This window comes from Kitasatospora arboriphila (assembly GCF_039528095.1).
GTDB classification, from domain to species: domain Bacteria; phylum Actinomycetota; class Actinomycetes; order Streptomycetales; family Streptomycetaceae; genus Kitasatospora; species Kitasatospora arboriphila.
On the sequence record NZ_BAAALD010000008.1, the window covers coordinates 87,379 to 102,625 of the forward strand.

Genomic DNA, 15,247 nt, shown 5'->3' on the forward strand with positions numbered 1-15,247 from the left:
GGTCGCGCGGCAAGCTAGGGGATATGGCCGATCTCGCGTTCGAACGTACGCAGCAGTCCGGCGCCGCCCCCGTCCTGGTGGCCTCGAACCGCGGCCCGGTGTCCTTCAGCAGCGGGGACGACGGTGCGCTCACCCTGAAGAGAGGCGGCGGCGGCCTGGTGTCCGGGCTCTCCGCGATCGACGACCCCTCGGCGGTCTGGGTCTGCGCCGCCCTCGGCGACGCCGACCGGACGGCCGCCCGGCAGGCGCCGGACGGCCGGCTCGACCTCGCCGGCCACGACGTCGGCGGACAGGCCGTCCGGATGCTGGACATCGAGCCCGGCACCTTCGCCCGCGCCTACAACGGCATCGCCAACTCCACCCTGTGGTTCGTCCACCACCTGCTGTACGACACCCCGGTCTCGCCGGTCTTCGACGACCGGTTCCGCCGCGAGTGGGAGTCCTACACCGCGTACAACACCGCCTTCGCCGAGGCGCTCGCCGCCGAGGCCGCACCGGGCGCCGCCGTGCTGGTGCAGGACTACCACCTGTCGCTCGCCCCGGCGCTGCTCCGCACGCTCCGCCCCGACCTGCGGATCGGGCACTTCTCGCACACCCCGTGGGCCCCGCCCGAGTACTACCGGCTGTTGCCCGACGACGTCGCCGCCGAGGTGCTCACCGGCATCCTCGGGGCCGACCGGGCCGGCTTCCTCACCGAACGCTGGGCACTCGCCTTCGCCGACTGCTGCGAGGCCGTGCTCGGCGCCGAGGTGGACCGCGCGGCCCGCACCGTCACCCACGCCGGGCGCACCACCCGGCTCGGCGTGCACGGGCTCGGCGCCGACGCCGACTTCCTGCGCGAACGCGCGCACCGGCCGGACGTGGACGCCCGGCTGGCCGCCCTGCGCGAGGCGGTGGGCGACCGGAGGACGATCGTCCGGGTCGACCGCACCGAACTCAGCAAGAACATCGTCCGCGGTCTGCTCGCCTACCGGCACCTGCTGCGCAGCCGCCCCGAGTGGCTGGACCGGGTGGTGCACATCGCCTTCGCCTACCCGTCCCGGCACGACCTGCCCGAGTACCGGGAGTACACCGCGGCGGTGCAGCGGATCGCCCGCGAGATCAACGACGAGTTCGCCACCCCCGACTGGCAGCCGCTGATCCTGCACGTCAACGACGACTTCCCGCGGTCGCTGGCCGCCTACCGGCTGGCCGACGTCGCCCTGGTCAACCCGATCCGGGACGGCATGAACCTGGTCGCCAAGGAGGTCCCGGTGGTCTCCGACGCGGGCTGCGCGCTGGTGCTGTCCCGGGAGGCCGGTGCCTTCGCCGAGCTCGCCGAGGACTCGATCACCGTCAACCCGTACGACGTGATCGCCACCGCGGAGGCGCTCCACCGGGGGCTGACCATGCCCGCGGAGGAACGCACCGACCGCACCAAGCGGCTCGCCGCCGCGGCCACCGCCCTGCCCCCGCAGCAGTGGTTCCTCGACCAGCTCGACGCCCTCGGCTGAGAGGCAACCCACGAGGGGCGCGCCATGAGGGGCGCCGGGGGCGCCTCCGAGGTTCAGCCCAGTTCCGCGGCGAGGGCCGCGAGCAGGTCGACCAGGCCGGCCGGGCCCGGGACGACCAGGTCCGCCCGGTCGGCGAGCTCCCGCACGGGCGCCTCCCCGGTGGTCGGCCCGCTGCACACCAGCAGACCGGGCAGGCCCTCGCCGCGGCGCTTCTCGACGGCGGCGAAGGCGGCGAGGTCGCCCAGGTCGTCGCCGGCGTAGAGCACCGCGCGGGCCGCGTGCTCGGCGAGGAACCCCTCCAGGGCGGCGCCCTTGTCGACGCCGGGCGGCCGCAGTTCCAGGACGAACCGGCCGGGTTCGACGACCAGTCCGTGCGCGGCCGCGAACGCGGCCAGCGGGGTGCGCAGCCGGTCCATCGCGGGCTGCGGTTCGGCGGTGCGGCGGGTGTGCACGGCGAGCGCGCGGCCCTTGTCCTCCGTCCAGGTGCCCTCGGGGGCGCCTTCGCGGGCCAGCAGGGCGGGCAGCTCGGCGCGGGCCGCGGCCACGCCGGCCGGCGGTTCGGGGGCGGTGAGCGCCCCGGTGTGCGCGTCCCAGCGCTCGGCGCCGTACTGCCCGAGGACGGTCAGGTGCTCCAGTCCGGGGACGCCGTCGAAGCCGCCGTAGGCCACCGCGTCGGCGGCGGGCCGGCCGGTGACCACGGCGACGGCGCCGACCCGGGGTGCGAGCGCGGAGAGCACGGCGGCGGCCCGGGGGTGGGCGCGGGCGGCGGTGGGGTCGGCGACGATCGGCGCCAGGGTGCCGTCGAAGTCGAGGGCCACCACGGCCTCGCCGGGTGCGGCCAGCAGCGCCGCCAGGCCGTCCCGCCCGGCGGCCGTGCTCGGAGTGAACTGCTCAGGAATGCCCATGTCCGGGACGGTACCCAGGCTCGGGCGCCGGACACCGTCAGCGTTCGGCGCGCCGCCGTTCGCGGATCCGGCGCAGCCGGTTGACCAGCACCGGGTCGGCGGCCAGCGCCTCCGGGTTGTCCAGCAGGGCGTTGAGCAGCTGGTAGTAGCGGGTCGCGGAGATGTCGAGCTCGGCGCGGATCGCCCGTTCCTTGGCGCCGGCCGTGCGCCAGGGCCGGGCCTCCAGGGCGAGCACCGCGCGGTCCCGCTCGGTCAGGGCGGCCATCGTCCACCTCCTCTTACGAGGTGTCATTCTGCCCGCCCGGTGCGACACACTCTGCCCGCCCGGGCCGGGGCCGGGCCGGGCTAGCGTCGGTCCATGACCTTCGCACTGCACGTCCCCGACGCCGAGCTCGAACCCGAGCCGCTCGACCCCGACCAGATCGTCGCCGGCACGCCCGAGGTGACCGGGAGGGTGCTGTGGTCCTCGCCGGACGGCCGGCAGCTGCGCGGCCTGTGGCAGATCACGCCGGGCACGGTGACCGACACCGAGGCGGACGAGCTGTTCGTGGTGGTGAGCGGCCGGGCGACGATCGAGGTCGAGGGCGGCCCCGTCCTGGAGGTGGGTCCGGGCGACGCGGCCGTGCTGCACGCGGGCGACCGCACCACCTGGACGGTGCACGAGACGCTCCGCAAGGCGTACGCGATCACCCTGCCCTGAGGCCGGCTCCGGCCGGGGCCGCGGCCGGCCCTCAGCGGTGGCTGCGGCCCGCCTCGGTGGCCGCGGCGGCCTGCAGGGCGGCGAGCGCGTCGTTGCCGTCGCGCTTCACCGCGGCACCGATCTGCTGCTTGACCAGGCCGCTGACCTTGTCCCAGGACGGGTCGCCGTAGGGGTAGAAGTTGGCGGTCGGCAGGGCGTTGAGGAATTCGGCGAGGTCCCGGTGGCGGCCGCTGCCGGTCATCGCGGTGCGGGTCTCCTGGGTGACGGGCAGCAGGTTGTACTGCTCGTCGAAGGCGAGCTGGTTGTCGGTGCGGTAGAGGAACCCGAGGAACTTCTTGAGCTCGGTGCGGTGGCCGTTGGCCTTGAAGGCCATCATCCAGTCGGCGACGCCGAAGGTGGCGGGCTTGACGGTGGCGTCCTTGCGCGGGATCGCCGCCGTACCGTAGTCGATCTTCGCGGCGACGGCCTTGGCGACCAGTCCGGGGTGGCCGTTGAGCATCGCGACCTTGCCGGCGGCGAAGTCGTTGAAGGCGGTCTTGCGGTCGGTCGCGGCCGGCTCGGCGTAGGTGAGGTGCTTCTCGACCAGGTTGGTGCGCAGCCAGGCGAAGGTGGCCCGGTTCTGCGGGGAGTCGAAGGTGTAGTTGCCGGCGTTGTCGGCGAGGCCGCCGCCCCCGCCCATGGCCCAGATCATGGATTCGGCCTGGGCCTCCTCGGGTCCGAGCGGCAGCGCGTACGGGGTGACGCCGGGGACCTTGGCCTTGATCAGTTCGGCGTCGCGGCGGAGTTCGTCCCAGGTGGTGGGCGGGGCGGTGATGCCGGCCTTGGCGAAGACGGTCTTGTTGTAGAAGAAGACCCGGGTCGAGGCGACGAACGGGATGCCGTACTGGCTGCCGAGCACCTGGCCGGCGCGGGAGAACGCGTCGATCATGCCGGCCTGGGTGTCGATGGAGAGGACGTCGGTGGCGGGGTAGAGCCGGTCGGCGGCGACCTGGTCGGCGAAGCCGCCGGTCTGCACGAGGTCCGGGGTGCGGCCGGAGGCGATCAGGCTCGCGACCCGCTTGTCGATGTCGTTCCAGCTCTGCAGGTCGAGTTCGACCTTGATGCCGGGGTTGGCCTCCTCGAAGCGGCCGATCACGTCGCCCCAGAAGCGCGAGGTGCTGTTGGCCTCGCTGTCGCCGTAGTCGGCGGCGACCAGGCGCAGCGTGACGTCGCCGCCGGCGTCGCCGGAGCCGAAGGCGCCGCACCCGGTGGCGAGGACGAGGACGAGTGCGGGCGCCAGGACGCGACCGGCGCGGAGCGGGTTCGTGCGGGTGAGGGTGTTCACGCGGGGACCGCCTTCGGGAGGGGAAGCTGCGCCACCCTCCCAAGCACCCGCACATGTGGTCCAGACCTGTTCGCGCGGTAGTTATCGAAGTGTCAGACGTCGTTGCACCGGCTGCAATCGGAACCGGGCGAATCCGGACAGTCCGGCCGCGCGTTCAGACGGTGACCACCTGGACGCCGGCCTCCGTGAAGGCCCGCGTCAGCTCCTGGTCGGCACCGGAGTCGGTGACCAGGGTGTCGATCGCGTCCAGGCCGCAGATCCGGGCGAAGGCGCGGCGGCCGAGCTTGGAGGAGTCCGCGGCGACGACGACCCGGCGGGCGCGCTCGGCGAGCAGCCGGTTCACCCCGGCCTCGCCCTCGTGGTGGGCGGTCGCGCCGTGCTCGACGTCGATCGCGTCGACGCCCAGCACCGTGACGTCCAGGGCGAGTTCGGCGAGCATCAGGCCGGCCAGCGGGCCGATCAGCTCGTAGGACTGCGGCCGGGCGACGCCGCCGGTGACCACGATCTTGACCTGCGGGCGGACGGTCAGCTCGTTGGCGATGTTGAGCGCGTTGGTGACCACGGTGAGGCCCTGGCCGGCGCCGCCCTCGGGGGATTCGGTGAGCTCGGGCCGGACGGCGAGCGCCCGGGCGACCTCGGTGGTGGTGGTGCCGCCGTTCAGGCCGACCACCTCGCCGGGGGCGACCAGGCCCGCGACCGCGGCGCCGATCCGCTGCTTGGCGTCGGCGTGCCGGGCGGTCTTGTAGCGCAGCGGCAGGTCGTAGGAGACGTGGTGGGCGACGGCGCCGCCGCGGGTGCGGGTGACCATCTGCTGGCGGGCGAGCTGGTCGAGGTCGCGGCGGATGGTCGCGGCGGAGACCTGCAGGGCCTCGGCGGCCTCCTCGACCTCCAGCCGTCCGTGCTCGGCCAGCAGCTCCAGCAGTGCGTTCCACCGCTCGTACCTGGACACCCCGCGCCGCCCTCCCGACCACGTCCGACCGCTGCGCGCACCTGCGCGAAGCCTGCACAGCTTTGCACACCGGTGGTGCGGCGCGCCCGGTCGGCGGCCGGTTTCCGCCGCTCCGCGGCGCGCACCGTTGCACATTGCTGCGCGAAAGGGCTATAAATCAATCATCTTCACGCAGTTCCTGCAGTTCCTGTCCGATCCGGCGCATCTGCCCGAGGAGCCGCCCCATGCCCCTGCCCTCCCTCACCGCCGAGGAGCTGGCCACCCAGCCCGCCGACTGGCGCACGGCGGCGGCCCTGGCCGCCGAGTCGTCCACCGCACTGCCGCAGCGCGGGGAGCGGGTGGCCGTGGTCGGCTGCGGCACGTCCTGGTTCATGGCCCAGGCGTACGCCGCGCTGCGCGAGGCCGGCGGCCACGGCGAGACGGACGCCTTCGCCGCCTCCGAGTTCCCCGCCGGCCGCGGCTACGACCGGGTGCTGGCGATCACCCGCTCCGGCACCACCACCGAGGTGCTGGACCTGCTCCGGCAGGCGAAGGCGCCGACCACCGCGATCACCGCGGACACCTCGCAGCCGGTCACCGCGCTCGCCGGGGCCGTGGTCGACCTCGGCTTCGCCGACGAGCGTTCGGTGGTGCAGACCCGGTTCGCCACCACGGCCCTGGCGCTGCTCCGGGCCCACCTGGAGACCGAGGGCGCGCTGCCCGCCGGGGTCCGCACGGTGGCCCGCGCCGCCGAGGACGCCCGCGCCGCGGTCGAGGACGCACTGCCGGCGGGGCTGGTCGGCTGCGAGCAGTTCTCCTTCCTCGGCACCGGCTGGACGGCCGGCCTGGCCCAGGAGGCGGCGCTCAAGATGCGCGAGGCCTCGCTCTCCTGGACGGAGGCCTACCCGGCGATGGAGTACCGGCACGGGCCGATCAGCATCGCCGCACCCGGCCGCGCGGTGGTCGCCTTCGGCACGCTGCCCGCCGGGCTGGCCGCGCAGGTCGGCGCGACCGGTGCGCTGCTGGTGGCCGGCTCGGGGCCGGACGGCATCGACCCGATGGCCGACCTCGTCCGGGCGCAGCGCCTCGCCCTGGCGGTCGCCGCGGCCCGCGGGCTGGACCCGGACCGGCCCCGGAACCTGACCCGGTCGGTGGTACTGGCCCCGGACGGGGCATGAGAAGGGTGGTGGGCCGGGAAGGAGCAAACCTCTCAGCTGCGGCGCAATGGCGACAAACGTCACCGTCATGGACCAGACCAATCACGCAACTGGACTAGACCTCTCGGACCGGCTCAAGGGAGACTGTCCCCCGTGAAGCACGTCATCGCACTCGATGTGGGCGGCACCGGCATGAAAGCCGCGCTGCTCGCCCAGGACGGCTCAGTGCTGCTCGAAGCACGGAGGCCGACCGGGCGGGAGCACGGCACGGACGCCGTCGTCACCGCCATCCTCGACTTCGCCGCCGAACTGGCGGACGAGGGCCGCACCCGTCTCGGGAGCGCTCCCGTCGCCGCCGGTGTCGCGGTGCCGGGGACGATCGACGAGAAGAACGGGATCGCGGTCTTCTCCGCCAACCTCGGCTGGCGCGACCTGCCGCTGCGCAAGCTGCTCGGCGAGCGGCTCGGCGGCCTGCCCGTCGCCCTCGGCCACGACGTCCGCACGGGCGGACTGGCCGAGGGGCGGATCGGCGCCGGCCGCGGCGTGGACCGCTTCCTGTTCGTCGCGCTGGGCACCGGCATCGCCGGCGCCATCGGCATCGACGGCCGGATCGAGGCGGGCGCGCACGGCTACGGCGGCGAGATCGGCCACGTGGTGGTCCGCCCCGGCGGACCGGCCTGCGGCTGCGGCGCCCGCGGCTGCCTGGAGACCCTGGCCTCGGCCTCCGCGGTCTCCCGGGCCTGGGCCGACGCCTGCGGCGACCCGGACGCGGACGCGGCGGCCTGCGCGGCCGCCGTCGAGGCCGGTGACCCGCGGGCGGCCGAGGTCTGGCGGACCGCCGTGGACGCCCTCGCGGACGGCATTGTGCTGGCGCAGAGCCTGCTCGACCCGTCCACGGTGATCGTCGGCGGCGGGCTGGCCGAGGCCGGTGACACGCTCTTCACACCGCTGCGTACGGCGGTCTCCGAGCGGCTGACCTTCCAGATGCCCCCCGTGGTCGTCCCGGCCGAACTCAGAGACACCGCCGCTTCCCTGGGAGCGGGTCTGCTCGCCTGGGACCTGCTCTCCACGGAGGTGACCGCGTGACCGCGGACCGCATTGCCCTGGCCGGCGCCCGACTCGTCCTCCCCGGCGGCGTCGTCGAGAACGGCCGGATCACCGTCGAGGGCCCGCGCATCGCGGCCCTGGGCGGCGAGCCGGACCTCGCCGACGTCGACCTCACCGGGTACACGGTCGTCCCCGGCTTCGTCGACCTGCACGTGCACGGCGGCGGCGGCGCCTCGTACGCCGCCGGCGACGCCGAGCAGGCGCTCGTCGCGGCGCGCACCCACCTGGCGCACGGCACCACCACCACGGTCGCCTCCACCGTCACCGGCGAGATCGACGAGGTCTGCCGGCAGGCGGCCGTCCTCTCCGAGCTGGTCGAGGACGGCGTGCTGGCCGGCGTGCACTTCGAGGGCCCGTTCATCTCGCCGGGCCGCTGCGGCGCGCACGACCCGGCGCTGCTGCGCGACCCGGACCCGGCGGTCGTCCGCAAGGTAGTGGACGCCGCCCGCGGCACCGCCCGCATGGTCACCCTGGCCCCGGAGCTGCCCGGCGGTCTGGAGTCCGTGCGGATGCTCGCGGACCTCGGCGTGATCGCCGCGGTCGGCCACACCGACTCCGACTACGCGAAGACCCTGGAGGCCATCGAGGCGGGCGCGACCGTCGCCACCCACCTCTTCAACGCGATGCCCGCCATCGGCCACCGCGCCCCCGGCCCGATCGTCGCCCTGCTGGAGGACGAGCGGGTCACCGTCGAGCTGATCAACGACGGCGTCCACCTGCACCCCTCGGTGCTGGACCTCGCCTACGGCACCGCCGGCTCCGGCCGGGTCGCGCTGATCACCGACGCGATGGGCGCGGCCGGCATGGGCGACGGCCTCTACCCGCTCGGGCCGCTGGAGGTCCGGGTGGAGAACGGGGTCGCGCGGCTGGTCGAGGGCGGCTCCATCGCCGGCTCCACCCTCACCCTCGACGTGGCGTTCCGGCGCTCCGTCACCGTCAACGGCCTGAGCCTCGGCCAGGCCGTCGAGTCCCTGTCCACCGTTCCGGCCCGGCTGCTCGGCCTGGCGGACTCGGTCGGGTCGCTGGAGACCGGCAAGTACGCCGACCTCGTCGTCCTCGACTCGCTCACGTACGACCTCGTCGCGGTGATGCGCCGCGGCGAGTGGATCACCGGCGCGGACCGCCTCGCCAGGACCGTCTCCTCGGTCTGATCCCCCGTCCCACCGGGGGTGAGTGGCGGCACTGCGTCCCGTCACTCACCCCCTGGGGGACACCCATGCCCATTGCCGCCACCGCCGACCTGCTCGCCCAGGCGGCGGCCGACCGCCGCGGCCTGCCCGCCTTCAACGTGATCAGCCTGGAGCACGCCCAGGCCGTCGCCGAGGGCGCCGAACGCGCCGGTACCGCCGCGGTGCTGCAGATCAGTCAGAACGCCGTCCGCCACCACGGCGGCCGGGTGCTGCCGCTGGCGCGCGCCTGCGCCGAGATCGCCGCGTCCGCCGGGGTGCCGCTCTCGCTCCACCTCGACCACGTCGAGGACCTCGACCTGCTGCACGCCGCACCGGCGGCCGGCTTCTCCTCCGCCATGTACGACGCCTCCCGGCTGCCGCACGACGACAACGTCAAGTCGACCGCCGAGGCCGTCTCCTGGGCGCACCGGCACGGGCTGCACCTGGAGGCCGAGCTCGGCCGGATCGGCGGCAAGGAGGGCGAGCCGCCGCTCTCCCCGCACGACCCGGGCGCCCGGACGGACCCGGCGGAGGCCGCCCGCTACGTCGAGGACACCGGGGTGGACGCGCTGGCCGTCGCGGTCGGCAGCTCGCACGCGATGACCACCCGCACCGCCGTCCTGGACCACGCGCTGATCGGCCGCCTGGCCGCGGCCGTCCCGGTGCCGCTGGTGCTGCACGGCAGCTCCGGGGTCCCCGACGGGGAGCTGTCCGCGGGCATCGCCGCCGGCCTGGTGAAGATCAACATCGGGACGGCGCTCAACACCGTCTTCACCCGGGCCGTCCGCGAGCACCTCGCCGCGGACGGGCGGGTCACCGACCCGCGCCGCTACCTCGCGGACGGGCGCGCGGCGGCCGCCGCCGCGGTCGCCCGCCTCGCCGCCGTCGTCAGTTCTTCGGGTATTCGCTGACCGACATGTCCGTCAGCGCGACCTGGTCGAGCAGGATGCTGCCGCTGCCGGCCGGGAGGGTCACCGTCAGGGTGTTCGTCCCGGCCACCAGCTGCGGCCATATGTTGGTGCTGTACCAGGCACGGTTCGCGTCCGAATTGCCCTTGGAGTAGTTCTTGAAGGTCACTCCGCCGGGGTGGTCCTTGCCGTTGACGGTGACCTGCGCGGGCGTGTCCGAGCCGGTGTTGTTGAAGTGCAGCCAGAACTTGGTCTGGCCGGCCTGCTGGGCGGTCACCGTCCAGGTCACCGTCGAGCCGCCCTGCAGCGCCAGATAGCTGCCGTCGGCGGAGATCGCACCCTTCACGCTGCTCGCCGCCGGGGCGTTCTGCGCCTGCAGCTTGGACGCGTCGGCGACCGGCTTGCCGTCCGGCGTCGGGCTCGCCGACGCGGTGGGCGAGGCCGGGGCACCCGTCGAGGCCTGCGCGGAGGCCGCCGTCGGGTTCGGCGCGGCCTTGTCCTTCTTGCCCGGGTCACCGGTGGAGAGCGCGATGCCCACGCCGATCGCCACGGCGGCGATCACGGCCACCGCACCGATCACCGCGCCCTTGCCGCGGCCCGAGCCCTGCCGGTCCTCGCCCGGCTGCGGGCGGGAGCGCTCGGCGTACCGGCTCTGCTGCGGCGGCAGCGGCGTGGTCTGCGAGGCCTGGCCGAACGACGGCTGCGGCGGGTAGGGCTGCTGGGGGCGGGCCGCCGCCTGCTGGCCGTACTGCGCGCGGCCGACCTCCATCGGTCGGCTGTACGAGCTGCGCGGCTGGGCGGGCGCGGCGGAGCCGTCGGCCGGGCGGTAGAGGTAGGCGAACGGGTCGTCGTCGCCCGCGCCCTCGGGCGCGCCGTTGCTGCCGTCCGTGGTCACGGTGCACACTCCCCGGGCAGATGATGGACGCTCGTACCAGCGGCACCCTACCTGCCGGGGCCCACCGCGGGGAAAGCCGATCAAGGGATGTGCTAACCGGCGCGACGGTGGGAACGCTCCCCCCGCGTTCCCCTCACCGAACCTCCACGCGCCCGCTTCTCGTCGTACATCCGCTCGTCGGCGGCGTGCAGCACCTCTTCGATCGACATGCCGCAGCCCGCCCAGCCGATGCCGAGGCTGACACCGACCCGCATCGCCCGGTTGTCGATCCGCATCGGCGGGATGATCGCGTTCCGCAGCCGGCCGGCGAGGTCCTTCGCCTCCTCGCGGCCGATGCCGTCGGCCAGCACCACGAACTCGTCGCCGCCGAGCCGGGCGACGGTGTCCCCCTCGCGGACGGCCTGCTGCAGCCGCCGCGCCACCTCGATCAGCACCGCGTCGCCCGCGTTGTGGCCGAACCGGTCGTTGATGGACTTGAAGCCGTCCAGGTCGCAGAAGAGCACCGCCAGGCCCTTGTCCGGCGCGCCCGGCGCCCGGTGCGCCCCGTGCCCCGCGTTCCACGGCTCCGGGCCGTCCGACTGCTCCGCGGGCACCGCGGTGTGCACGTGCGCCGGGTCGTGGTCGAAGCGGCTGAGCACCTCGCCCGCGGCGAAGGCCTCCAGGTCGCGGTCGAAGGCCGGGTCCGAGGTGCCGTAGCCGTGCGCCAGGGCGGTCGGGCCGCCGGGGCCGTCGTAGGCGGTGTGCGCGCTGTAGGAGAACTCGGGGTGGGCGAAGGCCGGACCGTGCCCGGCGGCCGCGGCGGGCGGCAGGCTGCACAGCCGGCGGCCGAGGCGGGTGCGCAGCTCGGCGCCGTTCGGCAGGCCGGTCAGCGCGTCGTGGCTGGCCCGGTGGGCCAGCTGCAGCTCGTGGCGCTTGCGGTCCTCGATGTCCTCGACGTGGGTCAGCAGGAAGCTCGGGCCCTCGCCTGCGTCCGCCACCACCGAGTTGCGCAGGCAGACCCACTGGTAGCCGCCGTCCCGGCGGGAGAGCCGCAGCTCGGCGCGGCCGCCCTCGGCACTGGTGCGCTGCAGCAGGGCGAGGTCCTCCGGGTGGACGAGGTCGGCGAAGCTCTGCCGGCGCAGCGTCGCCCGGGGGCGGCCGAGCAGCCGACACAGCGCGTCGTTGACCCGGGTGAGCTGGCCGCGCGCGGCGCCGTGCAGCTCGGTGATGGCCATCCCGCTGGGCGCGTACTCGAAGGCCTGACGGAAGCTCTCCTCGCTGGCCCGCAGTGCCTGCTGCTCCTTCTCCAGTCGGGCGAGCGCGCGCTGCATCTCGGCGCGCAGCCTGGCGTTGCCGATCGCGATGGAAGCCTGCAGGGAGAACATCTCCAGGGCCTCGCGCGTCCAGGCGCCGGGCCGCTTGCCGCTGCGCGGCCGGTCGACCGAGAGCACCCCGAGCAGGTCGCCGCCGGCGCTGTACATCGGCGCGAAGAGGAAGTCGCGGGGGTGCCAGTCGTTGGCGTAGACCGGCAGCGGGCCGTCGCCCGTCCAGGTCGGCACGTCGGTGCCGATCGCCCAGCCCCGGTCGTACGGCAGGAAGCGCAGCGTGCCCCAGTGGTCGCTGACGCCGAGCATGCGGTCCCAGGACTCCCGGGAGCCGACCTGGCCGAGCAGCACCGCCGGGCCGCCCACCCCGCTCTCCTCGACCTCCCAGACCGCCGCCACCACCAGGTCGCCGTCGGGCCGGACGAGGCTCACCGCGGCCGCGTCGAACCCGAGCCCGTGCACGGCCCCCTCCACCACGGCCTGCAGCGTGCCGGCCAGGCTGCGGGCAGCGTTGAGGTCCGCCACGACCCGGTGCAAGGTGCGGAGGGTCGCGAGGCGGACGTAGGGCTCCGACTCGGCTTCCATGCGGGGGCTCCCCGGCTGCTTCGGATTGGCGGTGATGGTTATCGTCCGATTGCCAGAAGAACTGAATCACAGCGAGCACAGCGATAGGCACGCTCGGTCAGCAATAGGCCGTCACTTGTGACTCAAATCACACCACTTGCCCGTGTCCACTCCGCTCCGGGCAGCCGCAAACCATGACGAACCCGGACAACGGACCGCGACAGGGCGGCCCGTACCGGCCCCCGGTCCTACGACCAGGGCCCGATTCCGCTCCGCGCGGGCGCGGACTACCGTGCGGTACGTGCACACCTCCTCGCAACCCTCGCCCATCCGTACGGCCGGCCCCGACGAGTTCCGGGCCGCCCTCTCGCAGCTCGCCTCGGGCGTCGCCTTGGTGACCGCCAACGACCCGGAGGACGGCGAGGACGCGGGCATGACGGCGACCTCGTTCCTGTCGGTGTCGCTGGAGCCGCCGCTGGTGCTGATCTCGGTCCGCGAGGACTCCCGGATGGACGACGTGCTCACCCGCGCCGAGACCTGGGCCGTCTCCCTGCTCGCCGAGGAGCAGCGCACCGCCGCCTCCCGGTTCGCCATGAAGGGCCGGCTCAGCGACCGGCTGCTCTTCGCCGACACCCCGCACCGCCGCGGGGAGCACAGCGGCGCCCCGCTGATCGAGGGCGCACTGGCGACCGTGGAGTGCCGCACCGAGCAGCGGGTGACCGCGGGCGACCACGTCCTGGTGATCGGCCGGGTGCTGGAGGCCCGGGTGCAGCAGCCCGGCGCCAAGCCGCTGCTGTACTTCCGCGGCGACTACCGCAAGCTCGCCTGAACCACCGCCGCCGCCCGCCGGCCCGCGGCCCGACGCGGCGTCAGTCCGCCGGCCGGACCCGGGACCTGCCCTGCTTCAGCTGCGCGCGGTGCCGCTTGTTCTCCAGCCGGCGCTCGACCATGCCGCGGCTCGGCCGGGTCGCCCGGCGCGCCTTCGGCGGCGGCGCGGTCGCCTCGCCGAGCAGCGCGGCCAGCCGCGCGGCGGCGGTCTCCCGGTTGCGCCACTGCGAACGGTGCTCGGAGGCCCGCACGACCAGCACCCGGCCGTCCACCAGGCGGTGGGCGAGGCGCTCCAGGGCGCGCTCCTTCCACACCGGGGGCAGGGCGGCCGACGCCGCCAGGTCGTAGCGCAGCTCGACCTGGGTGTCGGAGGTGTTCACGTGCTGGCCGCCGGGGCCGGAGGAACGCGAGAAGCGCCAGACGAGCTCGGCGTCGGGGACGACCACCGACCCCCGTACGCGGATGGGCTCGGACATGCGTCCATCATCCCGCCCCACCGCCCCGAGGTCACCCGGTTAACCGCACGGAGCGAAACGACTTCGGGGCGCGCGGGGGCACCTCCCGGCCGAAGGCTGTGGGAGAACTGCGCAGTCCCGGGGTGGCTGCACGACCTGATCCGGCCGAGCCCCGGTACGCCCCGTGAGCCGCATCCGAATCGCGCAGTTCCCCGCGCCCCTGGCGGCTGCCCCCGAGGTCGCCGCCCTCCGGGGGTACTGCCCGTTCCTGCGAGAATGAGGCGTGATCGAGCTCGGGTACTCCCTGTCCAACCGCTTCCCCGACCCGCCGCAGACCGACTACCGGCAGGCCCCCGTCCGGAGCCTGCGGTACGACCTGTTCTGCGGCGACGTCTACCTGGAGGTGGACGGCGAGGCCGTGGAGACCCGCTGGGGCTGGGTGCCGGTGCTGGACTTCGCCTGGGCGCTGTGCGACATCGCCGAGCAGCTGGACGAGGACCCGCAGGGCAGCCGCTCCGCCGCCGTGCAGACCGCCGACCTCGACTTCACCCAGAACACCGAGCTGCTGCGGTTCGCCCGCCGGTTCGGCTGGGTGGAGGTCACCGCGACCTGGCTGCGGGACGCCGAGCCGCTGGTGGTGCGCCACGCGGACTTCCGTCGCGAGGCCCGCGACTTCCTGCAGGACGTGCTGGCCGATCTGACGGACCTGCACGAGGGCCTGGCCGACAATCCGAACATCTGGTCGGTGCAGGGCCGCTTCCCCCGGATCTGACCGGCGCTCCGCCGGCCCCGCGCGCCCGCGGCACGCCGCTGAGCGACGGTTCGTACGAGAAATTCGGCCGGGCCTGGAACCATGGCCCCCGCGAACAGCGTTCTTCCGAACAAAAGCGACCGAAGGGACACACACACCATGCCCGTGAGCCTCTCCAAGGGTGGCAACGTCTCGCTGACCAAGGAGGCCCCCGGCCTGGCCGCCATCACCGTCGGCCTCGGTTGGGACGTCCGCACCACCACCGGCGCGGAGTTCGACCTCGACGCCAGCGCGATCGTGCTGAACAACGACGGCAAGGTGTACTCCGACCGTCACTTCGTCTTCTTCAACAACACCGCCACCCCGGACAACACGGTCGTCCACACCGGTGACAACCGGACGGGCGAGGGCGCCGGCGACGACGAGCAGATCAACGTCAACCTGGCCGCCCTGCCGGCCGACGTCACCCGGATCACCTTCCCGGTCTCGATCTACGACGCGGTCAGCCGCGGCCAGAGCTTCGGCCAGGTCCGCAACGCCTACATCCGCGTGCTCAACCAGGCCGGCGGCGCCGAGATCGCCCGCTACGACCTGTCGGAGGACGCCGCCACCGAGACCGCCATGATCTTCGGCGAGCTCTACCGCAACGGCGCCGAGTGGAAGTTCCGCGCCATCGGCCAGGGCTACGCCTCGGGCCTGGTCGGCATCGCGCAGGACTTCGGCGTCAACGTCTGACGCACCGGCAGCCTGCCGGTCCGT

Annotated in this window: 16 protein-coding genes; 9 read left to right on the plus strand and 7 right to left on the minus strand. The window is 74.2% G+C overall.

The genetic code is table 11. From position 1 onward, the window contains the following. Positions 1–23 precede the first annotated feature (23 nt). The gene (locus tag ABD353_RS06730; RefSeq protein WP_344622549.1) at positions 24–1,493 is read left to right on the plus strand and encodes an alpha,alpha-trehalose-phosphate synthase (UDP-forming); all 1,470 of its coding nucleotides are present in this window, start codon (positions 24–26) and stop codon (positions 1,491–1,493) included. A 53-nt stretch (positions 1,494–1,546) separates the two neighbouring features. Here the strand turns inward: ABD353_RS06730 and otsB are convergent, their stop codons facing one another. Then, positions 1,547–2,398, minus strand: coding sequence for a trehalose-phosphatase (otsB, locus tag ABD353_RS06735; protein ID WP_344622550.1), 852 nt, complete (start codon positions 2,396–2,398; stop codon positions 1,547–1,549). Between the two features lie 37 nt (positions 2,399–2,435). Next, complete coding sequence (locus ABD353_RS06740) at positions 2,436–2,663, minus strand: DUF3263 domain-containing protein (protein ID WP_030268825.1); 228 nt, start codon at positions 2,661–2,663, stop codon at positions 2,436–2,438. 93 nt (positions 2,664–2,756) lie between these two features. On the opposite strand from ABD353_RS06740, the gene ABD353_RS06745 reads away from it, so the two are divergent. After that, the gene (locus ABD353_RS06745) at positions 2,757–3,098 is read left to right on the plus strand and encodes a cupin domain-containing protein (protein ID WP_344622551.1); all 342 of its coding nucleotides are present in this window, start codon (positions 2,757–2,759) and stop codon (positions 3,096–3,098) included. Positions 3,099–3,129: 31 nt separating this feature from the next. Here the strand turns inward: ABD353_RS06745 and ABD353_RS06750 are convergent, their stop codons facing one another. Then, a complete protein-coding gene (locus ABD353_RS06750) occupies positions 3,130–4,422 on the minus strand; it encodes an extracellular solute-binding protein (RefSeq protein WP_344622552.1) in 1,293 nt (430 codons plus the stop codon). 154 nt (positions 4,423–4,576) lie between these two features. Beyond that, positions 4,577–5,371 (minus strand): DeoR/GlpR family DNA-binding transcription regulator, encoded by a 795-nt coding sequence (locus tag ABD353_RS06755; RefSeq protein ID WP_344622553.1) that lies wholly within the window; start codon positions 5,369–5,371, stop codon positions 4,577–4,579. 224 nt (positions 5,372–5,595) lie between these two features. On the opposite strand from ABD353_RS06755, the gene ABD353_RS06760 reads away from it, so the two are divergent. From ABD353_RS06760 to ABD353_RS06775, 4 genes are all read left to right on the plus strand, one after another. Then, positions 5,596–6,528: an SIS domain-containing protein gene (locus ABD353_RS06760; protein ID WP_344622554.1), complete on the plus strand. Its 933-nt coding sequence runs from the start codon at positions 5,596–5,598 to the stop codon at positions 6,526–6,528. A gap of 132 nt (positions 6,529–6,660) precedes the next feature. Further along, positions 6,661–7,593: an ROK family protein gene (locus ABD353_RS06765; protein WP_344622555.1), complete on the plus strand. Its 933-nt coding sequence runs from the start codon at positions 6,661–6,663 to the stop codon at positions 7,591–7,593. After that, a complete protein-coding gene (gene nagA, locus ABD353_RS06770) occupies positions 7,590–8,765 on the plus strand; it encodes an N-acetylglucosamine-6-phosphate deacetylase (protein ID WP_344622556.1) in 1,176 nt (391 codons plus the stop codon). Before ABD353_RS06765 ends, nagA begins: the two co-directional genes overlap by 4 nt. A gap of 65 nt (positions 8,766–8,830) precedes the next feature. After that, complete coding sequence (locus ABD353_RS06775; protein WP_344622557.1) at positions 8,831–9,694, plus strand: class II fructose-bisphosphate aldolase; 864 nt, start codon at positions 8,831–8,833, stop codon at positions 9,692–9,694. On the opposite strand, the gene ABD353_RS06780 is transcribed toward ABD353_RS06775, so the two are convergent. Next, positions 9,672–10,586 (minus strand): hypothetical protein, encoded by a 915-nt coding sequence (locus ABD353_RS06780; RefSeq protein ID WP_344622558.1) that lies wholly within the window; start codon positions 10,584–10,586, stop codon positions 9,672–9,674. The two genes, ABD353_RS06775 and ABD353_RS06780, sit on opposite strands and share 23 nt — an antisense overlap. A 92-nt stretch (positions 10,587–10,678) precedes the next feature. Next, on the minus strand, positions 10,679–12,475 hold the full coding sequence (locus ABD353_RS06785) for a GGDEF domain-containing protein (protein WP_344622559.1): 1,797 nt from the start codon (positions 12,473–12,475) through the stop codon (positions 10,679–10,681). A gap of 280 nt (positions 12,476–12,755) precedes the next feature. Between ABD353_RS06785 and ABD353_RS06790 the strand changes: the two genes are divergently transcribed. Further along, entirely contained in the window at positions 12,756–13,283 is a 528-nt protein-coding gene (locus tag ABD353_RS06790) for a flavin reductase family protein (protein WP_344622560.1), read from the plus strand. A 40-nt stretch (positions 13,284–13,323) separates the two neighbouring features. Here ABD353_RS06790 and arfB read toward each other — a convergent pair whose 3' ends face one another. Further along, positions 13,324–13,758, minus strand: a complete 435-nt coding sequence (arfB, locus tag ABD353_RS06795; protein WP_344622561.1) for an alternative ribosome rescue aminoacyl-tRNA hydrolase ArfB — start codon at positions 13,756–13,758, stop codon at positions 13,324–13,326. A 262-nt stretch (positions 13,759–14,020) separates the two neighbouring features. Here arfB and ABD353_RS06800 point away from each other — a divergent pair, with 262 nt between their 5' ends. Together ABD353_RS06800 and ABD353_RS06805 are read left to right on the plus strand one after the other, a co-directional pair. After that, positions 14,021–14,509 (plus strand): hypothetical protein, encoded by a 489-nt coding sequence (locus tag ABD353_RS06800; protein WP_344622562.1) that lies wholly within the window; start codon positions 14,021–14,023, stop codon positions 14,507–14,509. Between the two features lie 138 nt (positions 14,510–14,647). After that, a complete protein-coding gene (locus ABD353_RS06805; protein ID WP_030268801.1) occupies positions 14,648–15,223 on the plus strand; it encodes a TerD family protein in 576 nt (191 codons plus the stop codon). Positions 15,224–15,247 lie beyond the last annotated feature (24 nt).